Raw genomic sequence first — 17,318 nt, forward strand, 5'->3', positions numbered from 1 at the left:
CGCTTGACAAACAAAACCCAGGGATGTCTTCACGGACCTCAACGCACCCAATGTGGCATTCGGTGCATCTAACGCACCCAATGCCACATTGGGGCGCTAGCCCCAACCCACGAGACCGCAGCCGATACACCCAACGATCGAGCCACCAAGCCGCTCGCCGCAGCCGATGCGCCCGACGATCAGCGCACTCAGCCCTTGACCGCAGCCGATGCACCCAACCATCGAGGCACCCAGCCCCTCCCCCGCACCCCGATACGAAGCTCCCCTGCGGTTCGGGGGTGCTTGTCAAGGCATCTTTCCCGCCTTGACAAGCACCCCCGAACCGTCAGCACAATCAAGCTTCGGGGTGCCCCACGCAACCACTCCCGGCGCAATGTCGCCGCCAGGCGACGAGCCGAGACACGACCTTCACCGCCGCCGAAACGCCTCCTCAATAACCCCCCACCGCTGCAAATTATGCCGAGCATCAGCCAACGCATCGTGCTGATCCCCAGGCGCAGCAGGCAACTTAGGCTTCCCCGCATCCTCCCACCGCTGCCTCAAATCCCGGGTGAACCGTGGCAACTGCCGAGGCAACGCAGGCATCGGCCCCCACAACTGCGCCAACGCCACATGGTCATACGCCGCGAACCAGGCCCACAGCTCGATCCCCCCAGGCGGCTTCCCGAAGAACTCCAGCAGATCCGCCCGGATCCGCTCCCGGCTCCGCCAAGCCGGATCCGCCGGCGAGGGCAGCTTGGGCAGCACATTCTCCCGCACCCAAGCCCCGGCCCGCCCGGGGTCGAAATCAGTGGACACGGCATAGAACTCGCGTCCGCGCTCGTCAACGACACCGATCGACACCAGGTCAATCGTCACGCCGTCCTCAATAAACTCGGTGTCGTAGAAAAAACGCACCGGGGAACTCTAGTGGGGCCCTACCCGGCCTTCGTCTCCGGCACCCGATCGGCGTCCAGAGCCCTCGGCTGGGCCGGCACCGCGGGCTTCACCCCGGCCGCCTCGGCGGCGAGCAGTTCCTTGGCCTTGGCCGCGTAAATGTCCACGTACTCCTGGCCGGACAGCTCCATCAGCGCGTACATGATCTCGTCGGTGATGGACCGTTCGATGAACCGGTCGCCGGCCAAGCCCTCGTAGCGGGAGAAGTCGAGCGGCTTGCCGAAGCGCACCTCGAGCCGCCGCGGCCACCACATCTTGGAACCGATCGGGTTGACCTTGTCCGTGCCGACCATCGCCACCGGGACCACGACGCCGCGCGATTCGAGCGCGATCCGGGCGACGCCGGTCTTGCCCTTGTACAGCCGTCCGTCCGGGGAGCGGGTGCCCTCGGGGTAGATGCCGAGCAGGTGCCCGTCCTTGACCAGCCGGATCGCGGTGTCGAGCGCGGCCTGCGCGGCGTTGCCGCCGGAGCGGTCGATGGGGAACTGGCCGACGCCGGTGAAGAACCACTTCTTGAGCAGGCCCTTGAACCCGGGCTCGGTGAAGTACTCCGACTTCGCCGGGAAGGTGACCTTGCGCTTGACCCGCAGCGGCATGAAGAACGAATCCGCGACCGCGAGGTGGTTGCCGGCGAGGATGGCGCCACCCGTCTCGGGGATGTTTTCGGCGCCGACGACTTTCGTGGGCCACAGCGTCTTCAGCAGCGGCCCGATGAACACCCACTTCATCAGCCAGTACAGCACCGGGTTCCAGTCCTTTCCTGCCCGCGCGGGCCCCGGCAGGTCAGCGTACGGAACAAGCACCGGCCCGCACAACGCGAGAGCGGGCGGTCACCCGGGGGCAGCGACCGATCTCACAGCGGAACCGGACGGATCCTCGCTTCCGCGACTAGGCCACACAACCCGGCTTCGGCGTGAGAGCATGGAGAGACTCCACCGCTTCGATTCGGAAGGGCGTTCGTGATGGGCGTGCTCGTCGGCGCGGAACCGTTCTCCCACCCGGGTTCCTCCGGGGCCGGCTTCCTGCTCTGCCACGGATTCACCGCGACGCCCGACGGCATGCGCGCCTGGGGCGGGCACCTGGCCGGCGAAGGCTTCGCGGTGCGCTGCCCGCTGCTGCCCGGCCACGGCACGCACTGGCGCGACCTCAACCGCACGACCTGGCAGGACTGGTACGCCACCGTCCGCGAGGCGCTGCTGGCCCTGCGCGCGGAATGCGACCAGGTGTTCGTCGGCGGGATGTCGATGGGCGGGACGCTCAGTCTTCGCCTCGCCGAGGAGTTCGGCGCGGACATCTCCGGCCTCGTGCTGGTCAACCCGTCGGTCACCCGGCTGAGCCTGGACGCCAAGGTGCTGCCGCTGCTGTCGCGGGTGGTCCCGTCGATCCGCGCGATCGGCAACGACATCGCGAAGCCCGGCGAGGTCGAACTGGCCTATCCGCGCACCCCGGTGCGGGCCGCGGCGAGCCTCGCCCGGCTGTGGAAGATCGTGCGCGCCGACCTGCCGAAGGTGACGCAGCCGGTGCTGCTGCTGCACTCGCGGGTCGACCACGTCGTCGAACCCGAGAACTCGCAGATCGTTCTGGACGGCATCTCGAGCACGGACGTGACCGAGGTGGTGCTGGAGAACAGCTTCCACGTCGCGACGCAGGACCACGACGCGGAACTGATCTTCAGCCGCAGTGTCGACTTCGCCCGGCAGCTGCGGGCGGGACAGGTGGGTGCCGGATGAACCGGGGGAAAGGCGCGGACGGGCCCGAGGACGTCGACGCCACGTTCGCCGAGATCGTGGCCGACCTCCGGGCCGAGGGCGTGGGCGTGTTCCTGGACGAGGACCCGTTCTCCGGCGCCGGCCCCAAGACCGCCGAGCCCGAGGCGTCCTCCGGAGCCGAACCCGAAGCGGGCAAGACCAAGCCGAAGCCCGCCGCGGACCCGCCCGCCGCTCCCCCCGTGTCGTCCTCGGAGGGCTGGCGCACCGGCGGCACCGACTGGGACACCACGATGTTCTCCGGCGACCCGGCCGAGGACGACGAGCACTACGTGCCCCCGGAGCCGCCGCCGCTGCCGCGCTGGCGCAAGGGCGCGTTCATCGTGCTGCTGTTCTTCGTCGTCGGGCTCCTGCTGCTGATCGTGCCGAGCCTGATCGGGGTCGGCCCGGCGCTCGCCACCCCGCTCGGCATCCTCTCGCTCGCCACCGGCATCGCGCTGCTCCTGCTGCGCGTGCGCCAGGGCCCGCCGCCCGGCGCGGACCCCAGCAACGGCGCCCAGGTCTGACCGGACGGGCATGCGGATCGACTTCCGGGCGTCCCGGCGTTCCACCGTCGGCGCGGAATGGGAACTCGCGCTGGTGGACCGGCGCAGCGGCGAACTGCGGTCGGTCGCGGAGGAACTGCTCGCCGCGGTCCGCCCGGACGGCGCGCCCGAGCATCCCCGGATCAAACAGGAACTGCTGCTCAACACCATCGAGGTGGTCAGCGGCGTCTGCCGCACGGTCGGCGAGGTGAAGCACGACCTCGCCGAGGCGCTCGACGAGGTGCACCGCGTCGCCGACCCGCTGGGCGTCGAGCTGTTCTCCGCGGGCTCGCACCCGTTTTCCTCGTGGTACCGCCAGAAGGTGACCGACAAGGAGCGCTACGCCAAGCTGATCGACCGCACCCAGTGGTGGGGCAGGCAGATGCTGATCTACGGCGTGCACGTCCACGTCGGGCTCGACCACCGGGACAAGGTGCTGCCGGTGCTCGACGGGCTGCTGCGCTATGCGCCCCATCTGCAGGCGCTGTCCGCGTCGTCGCCGTACTGGTCCGGCGAGGACACCGGGTACGCCTCGAACCGGGCGCTGATGTTCCAGCAGCTGCCGACCGCCGGGCTGCCGTTCCAGTTCCGCGAATGGGCGGAGCTGGAAGGCTACGTCGAGGACATGTTCACCACCGGCGTGATCGACCATTTTTCCGAGATCCGCTGGGACATCCGCCCGGCCCCGCATTTCGGCACCATCGAGATGCGCGTGTGCGACGGCCTGCCGACGCTGCAGGAGGTCGGCGCGATCTCGGCGCTCACCCAGTGCTTGGTGGACGATTTCAGCGACCGGCTCGACAAGGGCGAGACGCTGCCGGTGCTGCCGCCGTGGCACGTGCAGGAGAACAAGTGGCGCGCCGCCCGCTACGGCCTCGACGCGATCGTCATCCTCGACGCCGCCGGCCGCGAACGGCTCGTCACCGAAGACCTCGCCGAACTGCTGGACCGGCTGGAACCGGTCGCCAAGCGGCTGGACTGCGTCCGCGAGCTGCGCGATGTCGAGAACATTCTCCGGGTCGGCGCGAGTTATCAGCGGCAGCGGGCGGTCGCCAAGCAGTACAACGGATCCTTGAAGGCCGTGGTCGCCGCGCTGGTCACCGAGATGCGCGAGGGCGTCCCGCACGTTTAGCTGTGGCCCGGGAGGCAGCGATGTCGCATACGTTCAGCACGCTTGTCGAGCTCAACGGCAAGACCGCCACCGGATTCCGGGTCCCGGCCGACGTTGTCGAGGCGCTCGGCCAGGGACGGCGGCCGAAAGTGCGGGTGACGATCGGCCCGCACACCTACCGCAGCACGGTCGCGGTCTATTCCGGCGACTTCATGCTGCCGCTCAGCGCGGCGAACCGGGAGGCGGCCGGGGTCGCCGCCGGGGAGACGGTCGAGGTCACGCTCGAAGCCGACCTCGCCGAGCGGACCGTCGAACTGCCGGATGAGCTGGCTTCGGCGCTGGCGGCAAGGCCCGGTGCGCGGGCCGCATTCGACAAGCTTTCCTTTACTGCCCAACGGGAACGGACTGAAGCGGTCACCTCGGCCAAGCGCGCCGAGACCCGGGAGCGGCGGATCGCGAAGATCGTCGCCGAGCTCGCCGGGGACGGGCTCCCCTAGCTGATCGTGACGCCGGGTTTGCCGAACCCGCCGAGCACGGTGTCGACGACGCGGGTGGCCAGCGCGTCCGGGTCGGCGGAGTCCTGGTCCTGCGCTGCTTCGTGGATGAGCGCGCAGTAGACGCGGCGCGCCCAGACCAGGTCGACGCCGGGCCGCAGCGCGCCGCTTTCCTCCAGCCGGCGGAAGAAAACGTCGCATTGGGCGAGCACGTCCGGGGTCAGGACGCCCTCTTCGGCCGGGTGCGCGTTCATCGCGAAGCCCCACCGGAGCTTGACGCTCAGCACCTTCGCGGTGACCTGGTAGAGCGCGACCAGCGGCGGCGTGACGTCGGGCCGGACGCTGGCGAGCGCGTTGTGGAACTGCTGCGTCGCCCACAGGGTCATCGCGTCGACCAGCGCCTCCCGGCTGGCGAACCGGCGGTGCACCGTGGTCCGCGAGACGCCAGCGGCCTCGGCGATCTGCTCCATGGTCGCCGCCGGGTTGTCGCTGAGCACCCGTTCGGCCGCCTCGAGGATCGCCTGGGCCGTCCGTTCCGAGTCCGCGCGCAGGGCCCGTTTCTCCATGCTGCCCAGTTTACGCCATGGTTGCCACTCGGTTCATAGTTGCGACACTGATGTTGCAACTGCTAGCTTAGCTGCATCGCCTTTGACACGACTTTTTGGGGGTTTCGCGATGGACCTGCAGCTGACCGGCAAGACCGCGGTAGTCACCGGAGCGAGCCGGGGAATCGGCCTGGCCACGGTTTCCGCGCTGCTCGGCGAAGGAATGCGCGTGGTGGCCGCGGCCCGGACGATCACGCCGGAACTCAAGGAAACCGGCGCGGTGCCGATCTCGGTGGACCTCTCCACACCCGACGGTCCCGGACGGTTGATCGACCAAGCCGTCGCGGAACTCGGCGGATTGGACGTCCTGGTGAACAACGTCGGCGGCGGCGACAGCGCCAGCGGACAGGCCGGTGGTTTCCTGTCGATCGGGGACCAGCAGTGGACGGACCTGCTGGAACTGAATTTCCTCGCCGCTGTCCGGGCTTCCCGAGCCGCATTGCCCCACCTGATCGAACGCCGGGGCGCGATCGTCACGGTGTCCTCGAACGGCGCGCGGATTCCGCATTCGGGCCCGATCGCTTACACCACCGCGAAAGCCGCGCTGACCGCTTTCGGGAAGGCACTGGCGGAGGAGTTCGGCCCCCACGGCGTGCGAGTCAACACGGTCTCGCCCGGACCGGTGCGCACCGCGCTGTGGGAAGGCCCGGACAGTTACGGTGCCGAACTGGCTTCGTCGATGGGGTTGGCGCACGAGGATCTGCTGGCCGCACTGCCCGCCGGTGCCGGGATGCTGACCGGACGGCTGATCGAACCGGATGAGGTGGCTACGTTGATCGCGTACCTGGCGTCGCCGCTGGCGGCGAGCATCACCGGAACGGACCACCTGGTGGACGCGGGCTCGGTGAAGACCGTGTGACGGCTAGCTCTGGCGGGGCGGATGAGTGGCTTGCCTGCTCGCGATTTGTCGCCGCCACCACGACACGAGCCGGAAGGTAGCCGCTCTCGGCTAGCTGCTCGATGCCTCGCGAGGGCGCGTTGCCGAGCGATTCACGATCGGCTGCCACGGGCGTGATCATGCGGAGCGCTGCCGGGCTATGGCCGGGGCCGGGCGGCGTTCGCTCGATCATGCCGCTCCCGCACCAGGATTCCCGACCCGGCCACGCGACTCGCGACCAACCACCACCACGGAGGTGATCCGCCGAAGCCCCATCGGACAGCAGTCGCATCCGCCCGACGTCCGCTCAGCTCGCGCGGCAAGATCGCCGACTCCGGCGCGCAGCTCGCGAGCAGCCGCCACCACAGGCGTGATCCCCCGCAGCGCTGCTGGGCAGCGGCCGAGACCCCGCGACGTTCGCTCACAGCGCCGCTCCCGCAGCAGGATTTCCCGACCCAGCCACGCGACTCGCGCCTAACCACCACCACGGAGGTGATCCCCGAAGCCACACCGAACAACAGCCGCGACCAAGCGAGCCCCGCTCAGCCGCCCAGTTCCCGCAGCAGCGTCCCCGGTCCGAGCACCAACGCGCCAAGAGCACCAACCCGGCCGCGCAGTTCTCGGTCGGCCGTCACCACCACGACGTGGTCGTCCGGGCGTTGGCGGGCGGCGGCGGTCACCTCGACGATCTTCGAATCGCCGTCCGTCTCCGCCGCGACGACCTCGACTCCGGGGATCGGCTCGACTCCCCTGGCCTTGCCCTCCACCACCAGCACCACCCGGGGCCACCAGGACCACGCCGGGCCCGCGCCGATTCCGGTTACGGCGTCGCGCAGACCTTGTTCGGCCGGACCGGTCAGCTGGTCGCGCAGTCGTTCCGCGGCGGCGTGGCGGTCGCGCCACCAGCCGTCGGGGCGGGAGCCCATCACGTTCGCCGCGTCGACGACCAGGACCAGTTCGCGGCCTAACTGCTCGCGCAGCACGGGCCAGGCGGCGGCGAAATCTCGGTGGAGGTCCAGGGCGGCCACCTCGTCCGGCGGGACCCAGCGCATCTCGGCGCTTTCCTCGTTCGCGACCTGGGCTTGCAGCGCGCTGTCGGCCAGGCCGAGGACCGTCGTGTACTGCCATTCGCCGTGGTCCAGCACCGAGGCAGACATCGCGCGGAACGCGGAGGCGGGGATGGCGGCCTCTTCCCACGCTTCCCGGGCAGCGGCTTCGTGCACGGTCTCGCCGACTTCGAGCGCGCCGCCGGGCAGGGCCCACGTGCCGCCGTTGTGCACCCACGACGCGCGCTGCTGCAACAGCACCCCGCGGCTGGGATCGCACAACAACAAGCCGGCCGCGCCGAACGCGCCCCAGTGCTGCCTGCCGCAGGAACACCGCACGAAGCGGTTGGCGGTCATCGGCGTCACCCGGCCCAGCCTTCCACAGAACGTCGTGCGTGTTAATCCCGGTGAGAACCGCACGAGACCCCTCGCCCTGCGGAACCTCGTGCGCGCCTAGGCCGGTTCTAACCGGCGTACGCACTCACAACGTGTCCATCGCCAACGCCGCCGCCCCGACGATCGCCGTGTCGTCGCCCAGGTGCGCGGTCCGGATCCGCGCCAGCGGACGGTGCCGCGCACCCGTGATCGCTCCGGAGTAGTGCTCCCGGGCCTCGTCCAGGAACAGCGGCGCGGACTCCGACACTCCGCCGCCGATCACGATGATCTCCGGGTCGAAGACGTCCGCCACCAGGGCCAGTCCTTCGCCCAGCCATTTCGCGAGTTCCGCCATGGCGCGCAAGGCGATCGGGTCGCCGTCGCGGGCCGCGCGGGCTACTCGGCGGCCGGTGACCGAACCGGGGTCGCCGGCGATTTCCCGGGACAGCACAGTGGACCGGCCGGGGTACCGGGCGAGCAGCTCGACGGCGGTCGCGGCCAGCGCGGTGCCGCTGCAATAGCGCTCCCAGCAGCCGTACTTGCCGCACGGGCACGCGCGACCGTTGCGCACCACCGTGAGGTGGCCGAGTTCCGGCGCGACCCCGTGGGCGCCCCGGTAGATCTCGCCGTCCAGCAGCAAACCCGCGCCGATTCCGGTGCCCAGCGCGACCAGGGCCGCGACACCCGCACCGCGGGCGGCGCCGAAGCGGTGTTCGGCGACGACCGCCGAATTGACGTCGTGCTCCAGCGTCACCGAGAGTCCGACGCGCTTCGCGATCCGGTCCGCCACCGGGGCATTGCGCCAGGCGAGATGCGGCGCGAACATCACCGAGCGCCGGTCGCGGGTCACGAAACCGGCCACGGCCAGGCCGACCGCGGCGACGTCGTGCCGGTTGCGCAGGTCTTCGACGACCCCGGCGATGGCGTCTTCGAGCGCGTTCTCCTCGCTCGGCGTCCCGACGCGCGCCGTGTCGAGCAGCGAGCCGCGCTCGTCCACGACGCCGGCACGCACGCTGGTGCCGCCGACGTCCACCCCTACGGTCAGCAATCAGTTCTCCCGCTCCGGCTGCCAGTCCGCGCGCTTGCGGACGGCGATGTGCTGGACCCGCGACGCCGACTCCGAAGAGGACGCCGCGGTCGCGGGCGGATGCGCGACAGGCCGGAACCCGGGCATGTGCACGCCCTCCTCCGGCTCCCACCGGTCCGCGAGCACCGCCCGCAGCAGCGCGACGAGCTGGGCGGCCTGTTCGAGGACCCTCGCCACGAACTCCGGCCGCTCGCCGCGCACGACGGCGACGATCGCACACAGCGGGCACCACCCGCATCCCGAAGTGCTGTCCTCCACACCGGACCCGCCCGGCGCGCCCGGTTCCTCCGGCGAACCGTGCCCGGCGGCCATGACGCCTTCCAGCCACGGTGCGGCCCGTTCGATCACCATCTCGACCAGCAGCCGGATCTCCTCGGCCAGCTTCAGGCCGTCCGAAAAAGACCCCGCCGCCTGGTCGTCGCCGTGTTCTTCGCTCATCCGGCCCCCCGGTTCCCGGCCAGGCTGACCACCAGGCCGTCGGCGTCGGATTCCGCGCCGGTGATCCGGCACGGGCGCAGCGTCTCGGGCAGGGCGACCAGGCGGCGGAACCCGTCCACGGTGATCGCCAGGTCGTCGTCGACGCGCGCGAGGTCGACCGCCGAATCCCGGTCCAGCGGGAGCGCGACCCGCAGCCGGAAACCGTCCCCGTCGGCGGCCACCGACAACAGCGGCGTGACCGGTTTCCCGTTGCCGGACAACGGATCCCGGGTGCCGTACAGTTCGCGGGCCAGTTCGGCGAGCGCCTCGGCGCCCACCGGTTCGCTCGCCCGGTGCTCGACGCGGGCCAGTTCGCCGGGGCCGAATCCGGCCTCGGCCAGTTCCGCCAGCACCGCGTCCTGCTGGTCCCGCCGGGTGCGCAGCCATTTCGCCGCCGATCCGCGCCAGAATCCGGGCGCGGGCATGAGCCGGTTGGCGATCAGGCCGTCGACCGCGATGCCGCGCAGCGCCAGCGACGTCAGCGTGCGCCGCGCCTCGGCGACCACCACTCGTTCCGGCGTCAGCACCAGCCGCACGGTCGTCACGCGCGGGTCGGTGAGCAGTTCGCGCAGCGCGTCGAGATGCGCGCCGAGCCGACGCACCGAAGCCGCGACGCGCCGGTTGCCGAACACCCGGCCCAAGTAGCCCGACACGGCTTCCGGCAGCGAAAGCAAGCGCAGCGTCTCAGCGGTCGGACCGCAGTCGACCACCACGGTGTCCCACGGACCCTGCGAAGCCAGCCGCCGCACCTCGCTCAGCGCGAGCAGTTCGTCGACGCCGGGCAGCACGGTCAGCTCTTCCGCGTCCAGCACGTCCAGACCGGCTCCGGCCAGCACTTTCCGCAGTTCGCCGCGCAGCTCGTGCCAGGTGCGGTCGGCCAACGCGCGCGAATCGACCTGCGCCGCCCAGAGACCGGCCGGCGTGCCGTCGCGGCGGAGGTCCACTTCGGAGGGTTCGGCGCCGAGCGGCGTGCCGAACGCGTCGCCGAGCGAATGCGCCGGGTCGGTGGACACGACCAGCGTCTTCCTGCCGCGGCCGGCGAGCGCGGCAGCGGTAGCCGCGGCGAGCGTCGTCTTCCCGACACCCCCCTTGCCGGTGAACAGCAGGATGCGCATCTAGCCCTCAGCCCTGCGCTTGAGCTCCTTGAGCGCGGTGTCCATGACCATCTTCTCCGCCTTGCGCCGCAGCAGCCCGATCATCGGCAGCGCCAGCTCGACCGACAGCGTGTAGGTGACGCGGGTGCGCCCGCCGCCGAGCGGCTCGAGCGCGTACCGGCCGTTCTGCGCCTTCTGCATCTGGCCCTTGACCAGGTGCCAGCTGACGCCGAGACCGGAATCGTCCCAGTCGTATTCGAGCGTGTACACGTCCTTGATCGGCCCGGCGTCGAGGGTGAGCTTCACCTGTTTCGCCCGGCCCGCGTCGTCGGTCGCGAGCACCTCGGTCTCGCGGACCGCCTTGGCCCACTCCGGGTACGCGGGGAAATCGGAGATCACCGACATGACCCGCGCGGGCTCGGCGTCGACCTCGATGGACTGCGTGGACTGCTCGGCCATGGGACGAAGCGTAGCCGGACCGCACCGTCACCAGCGCAGCACGTAGGGCTGCCCGGTCTCCTTGAAGTGACCCACGTTACGGCACTCGGTGTGCCCGACCCGGCGCCGCACGGCCAGCGGCTGGTGCACGTGCCCGAACACCGACCAGCGCGGACGCTGCCGCCGGATCAGGTCCAGCAGCGCCTTCGAACCGAGTTCGGCGCGGCGCGCGACCACGTCGTAGGTCAGTTCGGGCACCGCGGGAGGGATGTGCGTGCACAGCACGTCGACCTCGTCCAGCAGCGAAACCGCCGCGTCGAACTCCTCGCGCGCCCGCAGGTACGGCCGCCACGCCGCGCCCTTGCGCGGACGCGGGAGCACGCCGTCGGGCAGCACCGCGCCGCCCGCGAAGCCGAACCGCAGCCCGCCGATGGTGACGACCTCGCCGTCGACCAGGTGGACGCCCTCGCCGGCGAACTCCGGCCACGCCGAAGGCGCGTCGACATTGCCGGGGATCGCGTACGTCGGCGCCGTCATCGACGCGAACAACGTGGAGTACTGCTCGCGGACCGCTTCGTCGACCGCGGCGGCCGGGTCGTCCAGGGTGGCCCACAGCGTGCGCGAATAGGCGACCGTCTCGTCCCGGGTGCCTTCGCGGCGCAGGCGGGCGAACTCGCCGACCTTCTCCGCGCCGAACAGCACGCCCATGATGCCTTTGTCGTGGTCGTGGTAGTCGACGAAGTCGAGCAGGTCGCCCAGCACGACCAGCGCGTCCGCCCCGTCCCCCGCCCGCTTCAGCGCGTCGGCGTTGCCGTGCACGTCCGAAACGACGTGAACCCGCACAAGAGCCTCCTACTCGACGGGCCGGGGCGGGATCCCCGGCTCGCGCCCGTCCTCGAGGATCTCCTTCAACCCCAGCGCCACGTCCTTCGCCGCGCGCGCCCGCCGGTCGAATTCGCGGCGCAGTTCGCGCGGGCTCAGCTCGCGCGGGACGCCGCCGGGACCGGCAGGCGTGGCCCGCAGGAAGTAGTGCAGCACCGTGCCGTCGAGAACAGGTTCCAGCCAGACCTCCATGGTACCGATCAAGGCGCCCGTGACGGTCCAGCGCAGGCCCTTGTCCCCCCGGTCGGTGTAGACCTGCAACTCCAGGTCGGGCCAGTAGCGCCGCCACGAACGGGGCTCGGCGAAGGCGGCCGCGACGGTCGACGGGGGCACGACGAGGAAGGTCTCGTCGACAAGATCGAGAGCTGGCGGTTCGTGCACCCGGACACGATGTCACGACCTCGCCGCGCGCCCCGTGCCAGCATGGTCTTAAGGTCTACGGCACGCTAAGTTGACTGGCGGGTAACCGCACGCGTCGAACACGGAGGTCCACGTGCGCGAATACAGCGCCCCCGCCGGGAAACCGGTGACCGACGACGAGAACCTGGCCGATGTCGTCTGGGCGAACGCGGAGCGGTTCTCCGACGTGGTCAGCTTCCGGAGGCAGGTCGAGGGCACCTGGCTGGACGTCACCGCGAAGGACTTCGCAGACCAGGTCGCGGCCGTGGCCAAGGGCCTGATCGCGGCGGGCGTCGGGCACGGCGACCGCGTCGCGCTGATGTCCAAGACCCGCTACGAGTGGACTCTGGTCGACTTCGCGATCTGGGCCGCGGGCGCGGTCACGGTGCCGATCTACGAGACCTCGTCGCCCGAACAGGTGCACTGGATCCTTTCCGACTCGGCGGCCAAGGCCGTCGTCGTGGAGACCGGCGCGCACCGCAAGGCGGTCGACGAGATCAGCGGGCGGCTCAGCACGCTCGAGAACATCTGGCAGATCGAGGGCGGCTCCCCCGCGGTCGACGAGCTGACCGCGCTGGGCGCCGAGGTCTCCGACGAGGATCTGCACACCCGCCGCCGCGGCGTGACCGCGAACGAGACGGCCACCATCGTCTACACCTCGGGCACCACCGGGCGGCCCAAGGGCGTCGAGCTGACCCACCGGAACCTGCTCGCCGAGATCCGCGCGGACATCGAGGCCTTCCCGGAGCTGATGGAGCAGGGCAACTCGCTGCTGTGCTTCCTGCCGCTGGCGCACATCCTGGCCCGCGCGATCGCCATCACCGCGCTCACCGCCCGGGTCACCCTGGGCCACACGCCGGACGTGAAGAACCTGGTCCCGGACCTCGGCACGTTCCGGCCGACGTTCGTGGTCGCCGTGCCGCGCGTGTTCGAGAAGGTCTACAACACCGCCAAGCAGAAGGCGCACGCCGACGGCAAGGGCAAGATCTTCGACGCCGCCGAGGCCACCGCGGTCGCGTACAGCGAGGCGCAGGAAAAGGGCGGCGCCGGACTGAGTCTGCGCGCGAAGCACCTGGTGTTCGACAAGCTGGTGTACGGCAAGCTCCGCGCCGCGTTGGGCGGCCGCTGCATCGCCGCGGTGTCCGGCGGGGCCCCGCTGGGCGCGCGGCTGGCGCACTTCTTCCGCGGCATCGGCGTGCCGGTGTTCGAGGGCTACGGCCTCACCGAAACGTCGGCCGCGGCGAACGTGAACACCAGCGCGGCGTTCCGCGTCGGCACCGTCGGGCGTCCGGTCGCGGGCACCTCGGTGCGCATCGCGGAGGACGGCGAGGTCCTGCTCAAGGGCGACGTCGTGTTCGGCCGGTACTACAACAACCCGGAGGCGAGCGCGGAAGCCCTCACCGACGGCTGGTTCCACACCGGCGACCTCGGCGAGCTGGACGCGGAAGGCTTCCTCAAGATCACCGGCCGCAAGAAGGAGATCATCGTGACGGCGGGCGGCAAGAACGTCGCCCCGTCCGGTCTCGAGGACACCATCAAGGCCTCGCCGCTGGTGAGCCAGGTGATGGTGGTCGGCGACCAGCGGCCGTTCATCGCCGCGCTGGTGACGATCGACGAGGAGTACTTCCCGGCCTGGAAGTCCCAGCACGGCAAGCCGGAAGCGGCGACGGTGTCGGAACTGGCCGAGGACGCGGACCTGCGCGCCGAGATCCAGGCGGCGGTCGACGAGGCGAACAAGCAGGTGTCGCACGCGGAGTCGATCAAGAAGTTCACCGTGCTGGCGAACGACTTCACCGAAGCCGGCGGCGAGATCACGCCGAGCCTGAAGCTGAAGCGGAACGTGGTGAACAAGAACTACGCCTCCGACATCGAGGCGCTGTACCGGAAGTGACCCGGTCCCGCGAAAACGGGCCCGCGCCGATCGCCGGCGCGGGCCCGTTTTCCGTCTGTCGCCCAGGCTGCGGGAGTCAGGCCTGCGGCGGCTGAGCCTGGTACTGCTGCTGCGGCGCCTGCGCGTACTGCTGCTGCGGGGCGGCCTGCTGCTGTTGCTGCGGCGGCTGTTGCTGCTGAGTGCCGTCCGGGACCACGTACACCGCGGTGCCGTAGGCGGCGATCTCACTGGCCGTGCCGGCGATCTCGTTGCAGTCGAAGCGCAGCGCGAGCACGGCGTTGGCCCCGTGCTGCATGGCCTCCTGGCACAGCCGGAAAAGAGCTTCGTGGCGCGAGTCGGACAGCAGCTTGGTGAGGCCCTTGAGCTCGCCGCCTCCCATCGCCTTGAACCCGGAACCGATGTTGGAGAACATGTTGCGGCTGCGGACGGTGAGCCCGAAGACCTCGCCGAACACGCGGACGACGCGGTACCCGGGCAGATCGTTCATGGTCGACAGCAGGATCGGGAACTGCTGCGGTGGCGCGGCTTGAGTCATGCGCGGATCGTATCGTCGGCGGGCCGCTCACGCTGTGATTCGCGCGGTCCAGTCCAGATGATGCCGATATGCCCAGCCTCGTTCCTCGCCGACGTCCTGGCCCGCGCTGGCCGCCACGAGCTTCTCGACCCGGGCGCGGCGCAGCCGGTCGTAGGCCGCGAACGCCGCGGGCGCGTCCGGCAGATCGCGCAGGCACTGGCCGAGCACCACCGCGTCTTCCAGCGCCATCGACGCGCCCTGTCCCGCTGCTGGCGACGCCGCGTGTGCGGCGTCGCCGGCCAGCACCATCGACGGCGTCGACCAGATGCGGGTGGTCGGCAGGTCGTAGGAATGGCCGCCGTGCACGTCGTCGCCGGTCGCGGCCACGATCGCGGCGCACGGCAGCGGGTCGTCCGCGAACGCGGCGTGGGTGAACTCACGCCAGCCTTCCGGGGTGACGGCGGCGATCTCGGCGCGCGAGCGTTCGGAGTCGGGGACGCGGGCGAACCAGAACGTCGCGCCGTCGGGGTCGGTGGTGTAGCCGAACGCGGCGCGGCTGCCGCGGAACATCCGGTAGCTGCCCTGTGCGGCAGGAAGTCCTTCAGCGCGGGTGTAGCCGTAGACCACGGTCAGGCCGGTGAAGCGCGGCGGCTCGGCCTGCGGATCGATGAGCGTACGGACGACGGAATGCAGGCCGTCCGCGCCGACGAGCACGTCGCCGGACGCGGTGGTGCCGTCCTGAAAAGTCGCGGTGACGCCGTCGGTCGCGGAAACCAAGCGCTTGCCGTGGATGATTTCGACGCCGCGGCGTTCCGCTTCCTGTTGCAGCGCACGGTAAAGCGCGGCGCGGGTGAGGGTGCGCGGGCCGTCGAGTTCGCGGTCGAACTCGTGCGCGCCGAGCGTGGTCCCGTCCGGGCCGACGAGTTCCATGCCGGTGGAGGGGAAGGACGCCTCGATCACCGGGGTGTCGGCGTCGATCGCACGCAACGCGTTCATGCCGTTGTGCATGACGACGAGGAACGCGCCCGCGTCCGCTCCCCCGCTGGGATGCGCCTCGTACACGACCGGCTCGTGCCCGGCGCGCTGCAGCGCCATCGCCGCCACCGTGCCCGCGACTCCGCCGCCTGCGATCAAAACCCGCATCGTGCCCCCCTGGAAACGACCGTGCCGCCGCCACCGTAGCGGGTGGCGGCGGCACGGAACCAGCGAAGATCAGGCGCGCTGCGCGACCGCGAGCCGCTGGGGCGAGGTTTTGCCGTCTGTGAGGGCCTCCCTGAGGGAATCAGATTCCCTCAGGGAGGCCCTCACAGACAAGCAGAAACGGTCATTCGGGGATGAAACCGGTCATTTCGCCGCCTGATTGCGTCCTTTGTGGACGGTCAGCATGCCGGGAGCGGTCGGGCCAAGTCCCTGGCAGGGGAATCAGATCCCCCTCAGACCTGAAGACGCATTTCGCGCGCGGCACGGAACCAGCGAAGATCAGGCGCGCTGCGCGACCGCGAGCCGCACGCAGACGGCGAGGGCGCGGACGGCCTCCTCCNACGCAGACGGCGAGGGCGCGGACGGCCTCCTCCACCTCGGCCAGCTCGGGGAAGGTCGGCGCGATGCGGATGACCGCGTCGGCCGGGTCGTCGCCGTGCGGATGGGTGGCCCCGGCCGGGGTCAGCGCGACGCCCGCCTCCTTGGCCAGCCGCACGACCTCCTTCGCGGTGCCCTCGGGCACGGTCAGCGAGACGAAGTACCCGCCGGTCGGCTTGGTCCAGGTCGCCAGGTCGCTCAGCTCCTCGGTGAGGATGCGCTCCACGGCGGCGAACTTGGGCGCGATCACCTCGGCGTGCTTGCGCATCAGCGCGCGGACGCCGTCGGCGTCCTTGAGGAACAGCGCGTGGCGCAGCTGGTTGACCTTGTCCGGGCCGATGGTGCGCTTGCTCAGCACGCTCTGCCACCAGGCGAGGTTCGCCTCGGACGCGCCGAAGAAGCCGACGCCGGCCCCGGCGAAGGTGATCTTCGAGGTGGAGCCGAACACGAACGCGCGGTCCGGGTTCCCGGCCTCGGCGCAGAGCGCGAGGATGTCGGCCAGCTCCGGCTCGTCCTCGGTGAGGTGGTGCACCGCGTAAGCGTTGTCCCAGATGATCCGGAAGTCCGGCGCGGCGGTGGGCATCGCGGCGAGTCGGCCCGCGACCTCGGCGCTGAAGGTGACGCCGGTCGGGTTGGAGTACTTCGGCACGCACCAGATGCCCTTGACCGCGGCGTCCTCGGCGACCAGCCGCTCGACGACGTCCATGTCCGGGCCGGTCTCGGTCATCGGCACCGGGACCAGTTCGATGCCGAACCGCTCGGCGAGCGCGAAGTGCCGGTCGTAGCCGGGCACCGGGCACAGCATCGCGATCCGGGGCTCGTCGGCCCAGCGGCGCGGCGCGCCCGGCAGGGTGCTGAGCATCGCCTGCGCGATCGTGTCGTGCATCAGCTCCAGGCTCGAGTTGCCCGCGGCGAACAGCTGCTCGACCGGCACCTGCAGCGCGCCGGCGAAGATGCGGCGCAGCTCCGGCAGCCCCTTGAGCCCGCCGTAGTTGCGGGTGTCGGTGCCGTCCTCGGCCTTGTACTGGCCGTTCGGCAGCGTCAGGAGATCCGCGGAGAGGTCGAGCTGCCGGGGCGACGGCTTGCCGCGGGTGATGTCCAGGGACAGTCCGCGCTCGACCAGCGCGGTGTAGTCGCGACGGGCAGTGTCGACATCGACAGGAGCTGTGGTCATACCACCACGCTAAACCGCGAGCGCAAGCCAGTTCGGGTGACCCCCGGCTC

General features: G+C 70.6%; 18 protein-coding genes and 1 pseudogene. 6 read left to right on the forward strand and 13 right to left on the reverse strand.

The window, feature by feature from the left end:
- Positions 1-408: 408 nt before the first annotated feature.
- Both EIZ44_RS19055 and EIZ44_RS19060 read right to left on the reverse strand, forming a co-directional pair.
- Positions 409-897 carry a polyadenylate-specific 3'-exoribonuclease AS gene (locus tag EIZ44_RS19055; RefSeq protein WP_067595152.1) on the reverse strand — a complete coding sequence of 163 codons (489 nt, stop codon included), beginning with the start codon at positions 895-897 and terminating at the stop codon, positions 409-411.
- Between the two features lie 20 nt (positions 898-917).
- Positions 918-1,679 (reverse strand): lysophospholipid acyltransferase family protein, encoded by a 762-nt coding sequence (locus EIZ44_RS19060; RefSeq protein WP_037809856.1) that lies wholly within the window; start codon positions 1,677-1,679, stop codon positions 918-920.
- Positions 1,680-1,898: 219 nt separating this feature from the next.
- Here EIZ44_RS19060 and EIZ44_RS19065 point away from each other — a divergent pair, with 219 nt between their 5' ends.
- Genes EIZ44_RS19065 through EIZ44_RS19080 form a run of 4 tightly spaced genes read left to right on the forward strand, consistent with a single transcriptional unit; the run spans position 1,899 to position 4,834 of the window.
- The gene (locus tag EIZ44_RS19065; protein WP_134730176.1) at positions 1,899-2,666 is read left to right on the forward strand and encodes an alpha/beta hydrolase; all 768 of its coding nucleotides are present in this window, start codon (positions 1,899-1,901) and stop codon (positions 2,664-2,666) included.
- Entirely contained in the window at positions 2,663-3,208 is a 546-nt protein-coding gene (locus EIZ44_RS19070) for a hypothetical protein (protein WP_134730178.1), read from the forward strand. Before EIZ44_RS19065 ends, EIZ44_RS19070 begins: the two co-directional genes overlap by 4 nt.
- A 10-nt stretch (positions 3,209-3,218) precedes the next feature.
- Positions 3,219-4,358, forward strand: coding sequence for a glutamate--cysteine ligase (locus EIZ44_RS19075; RefSeq protein ID WP_134730180.1), 1,140 nt, complete (start codon positions 3,219-3,221; stop codon positions 4,356-4,358).
- A 20-nt stretch (positions 4,359-4,378) separates the two neighbouring features.
- Positions 4,379-4,834 carry a YdeI/OmpD-associated family protein gene (locus EIZ44_RS19080; RefSeq protein WP_043829118.1) on the forward strand — a complete coding sequence of 152 codons (456 nt, stop codon included), beginning with the start codon at positions 4,379-4,381 and terminating at the stop codon, positions 4,832-4,834.
- Here the strand turns inward: EIZ44_RS19080 and EIZ44_RS19085 are convergent.
- Positions 4,831-5,397, reverse strand: a complete 567-nt coding sequence (locus tag EIZ44_RS19085) for a TetR/AcrR family transcriptional regulator (protein ID WP_043829116.1) — start codon at positions 5,395-5,397, stop codon at positions 4,831-4,833. The genes EIZ44_RS19080 and EIZ44_RS19085 overlap by 4 nt on opposite strands.
- Before the next feature lie 109 nt (positions 5,398-5,506).
- Here EIZ44_RS19085 and EIZ44_RS19090 point away from each other — a divergent pair, with 109 nt between their 5' ends.
- The gene (locus tag EIZ44_RS19090; RefSeq protein ID WP_134730182.1) at positions 5,507-6,295 is read left to right on the forward strand and encodes an oxidoreductase; all 789 of its coding nucleotides are present in this window, start codon (positions 5,507-5,509) and stop codon (positions 6,293-6,295) included.
- A gap of 560 nt (positions 6,296-6,855) precedes the next feature.
- Here EIZ44_RS19090 and EIZ44_RS19095 read toward each other — a convergent pair.
- The 7 genes from EIZ44_RS19095 to EIZ44_RS19125 form a co-directional block, all read right to left on the reverse strand.
- Positions 6,856-7,725, reverse strand: coding sequence for an NUDIX domain-containing protein (locus EIZ44_RS19095; RefSeq protein ID WP_134730184.1), 870 nt, complete (start codon positions 7,723-7,725; stop codon positions 6,856-6,858).
- Between the two features lie 115 nt (positions 7,726-7,840).
- The gene (locus tag EIZ44_RS19100; RefSeq protein ID WP_037810117.1) at positions 7,841-8,767 is read right to left on the reverse strand and encodes an ROK family protein; all 927 of its coding nucleotides are present in this window, start codon (positions 8,765-8,767) and stop codon (positions 7,841-7,843) included.
- Between the two features lie 15 nt (positions 8,768-8,782).
- Positions 8,783-9,259 (reverse strand): hypothetical protein, encoded by a 477-nt coding sequence (locus EIZ44_RS19105; protein ID WP_051728704.1) that lies wholly within the window; start codon positions 9,257-9,259, stop codon positions 8,783-8,785.
- Positions 9,256-10,413 (reverse strand): ArsA family ATPase, encoded by a 1,158-nt coding sequence (locus EIZ44_RS19110; RefSeq protein WP_037809842.1) that lies wholly within the window; start codon positions 10,411-10,413, stop codon positions 9,256-9,258. The genes EIZ44_RS19105 and EIZ44_RS19110 overlap by 4 nt, the downstream gene beginning before the upstream one ends.
- A complete protein-coding gene (locus EIZ44_RS19115; RefSeq protein ID WP_037809841.1) occupies positions 10,414-10,851 on the reverse strand; it encodes an SRPBCC family protein in 438 nt (145 codons plus the stop codon).
- Positions 10,852-10,878: 27 nt separating this feature from the next.
- Entirely contained in the window at positions 10,879-11,673 is a 795-nt protein-coding gene (locus EIZ44_RS19120; protein WP_134730186.1) for a metallophosphoesterase family protein, read from the reverse strand.
- 9 nt (positions 11,674-11,682) lie between these two features.
- The gene (locus EIZ44_RS19125; protein ID WP_134730188.1) at positions 11,683-12,093 is read right to left on the reverse strand and encodes a polyketide cyclase / dehydrase and lipid transport; all 411 of its coding nucleotides are present in this window, start codon (positions 12,091-12,093) and stop codon (positions 11,683-11,685) included.
- 112 nt (positions 12,094-12,205) lie between these two features.
- On the opposite strand from EIZ44_RS19125, the gene EIZ44_RS19130 reads away from it, so the two are divergent.
- Positions 12,206-14,002 (forward strand): AMP-dependent synthetase/ligase, encoded by a 1,797-nt coding sequence (locus tag EIZ44_RS19130; protein WP_037809837.1) that lies wholly within the window; start codon positions 12,206-12,208, stop codon positions 14,000-14,002.
- 76 nt (positions 14,003-14,078) lie between these two features.
- Here the strand turns inward: EIZ44_RS19130 and EIZ44_RS19135 are convergent, their stop codons facing one another.
- The 3 genes and pseudogenes from EIZ44_RS19135 to EIZ44_RS19145 form a co-directional block, all read right to left on the reverse strand.
- Complete coding sequence (locus tag EIZ44_RS19135; RefSeq protein WP_037809835.1) at positions 14,079-14,537, reverse strand: YbjQ family protein; 459 nt, start codon at positions 14,535-14,537, stop codon at positions 14,079-14,081.
- A 27-nt stretch (positions 14,538-14,564) separates the two neighbouring features.
- On the reverse strand, positions 14,565-15,659 hold the full coding sequence (locus EIZ44_RS19140; RefSeq protein ID WP_037809833.1) for an FAD-dependent monooxygenase: 1,095 nt from the start codon (positions 15,657-15,659) through the stop codon (positions 14,565-14,567).
- A gap of 400 nt (positions 15,660-16,059) precedes the next feature.
- Positions 16,060-17,268: pseudogene (locus tag EIZ44_RS19145) on the reverse strand (aspartate aminotransferase type Ic); the annotation flags it as partial.
- Between the last annotated feature and the right edge of the window lie 50 nt (positions 17,269-17,318).

The organism is Amycolatopsis nivea (assembly GCF_004522235.1).
GTDB classification, from domain to species: Bacteria; Actinomycetota; Actinomycetes; order Mycobacteriales; family Pseudonocardiaceae; genus Amycolatopsis; species Amycolatopsis nivea.

Bases quoted from the DNA above. Each gene is read 5' to 3' on its own strand.
- EIZ44_RS19110 (WP_037809842.1), bottom strand. From the start codon at position 10,413: ATGCGCATCCTGCTGTTCACCGGCAAGGGGGGTGTCGGGAAGACGACG.
- EIZ44_RS19070 (WP_134730178.1), top strand. From the start codon at position 2,663: ATGAACCGGGGGAAAGGCGCGGACGGGCCCGAGGACGTCGACGCCACG.
- EIZ44_RS19075 (WP_134730180.1), top strand. From the start codon at position 3,219: ATGCGGATCGACTTCCGGGCGTCCCGGCGTTCCACCGTCGGCGCGGAA.
- EIZ44_RS19085 (WP_043829116.1), bottom strand. From the start codon at position 5,397: ATGGAGAAACGGGCCCTGCGCGCGGACTCGGAACGGACGGCCCAGGCG.
- EIZ44_RS19080 (WP_043829118.1), top strand. From the start codon at position 4,379: ATGTCGCATACGTTCAGCACGCTTGTCGAGCTCAACGGCAAGACCGCC.
- EIZ44_RS19115 (WP_037809841.1), bottom strand. From the start codon at position 10,851: ATGGCCGAGCAGTCCACGCAGTCCATCGAGGTCGACGCCGAGCCCGCG.
- EIZ44_RS19090 (WP_134730182.1), top strand. From the start codon at position 5,507: ATGGACCTGCAGCTGACCGGCAAGACCGCGGTAGTCACCGGAGCGAGC.
- EIZ44_RS19105 (WP_051728704.1), bottom strand. From the start codon at position 9,259: ATGAGCGAAGAACACGGCGACGACCAGGCGGCGGGGTCTTTTTCGGAC.
- EIZ44_RS19135 (WP_037809835.1), bottom strand. From the start codon at position 14,537: ATGACTCAAGCCGCGCCACCGCAGCAGTTCCCGATCCTGCTGTCGACC.
- EIZ44_RS19065 (WP_134730176.1), top strand. From the start codon at position 1,899: ATGGGCGTGCTCGTCGGCGCGGAACCGTTCTCCCACCCGGGTTCCTCC.
- EIZ44_RS19140 (WP_037809833.1), bottom strand. From the start codon at position 15,659: ATGCGGGTTTTGATCGCAGGCGGCGGAGTCGCGGGCACGGTGGCGGCG.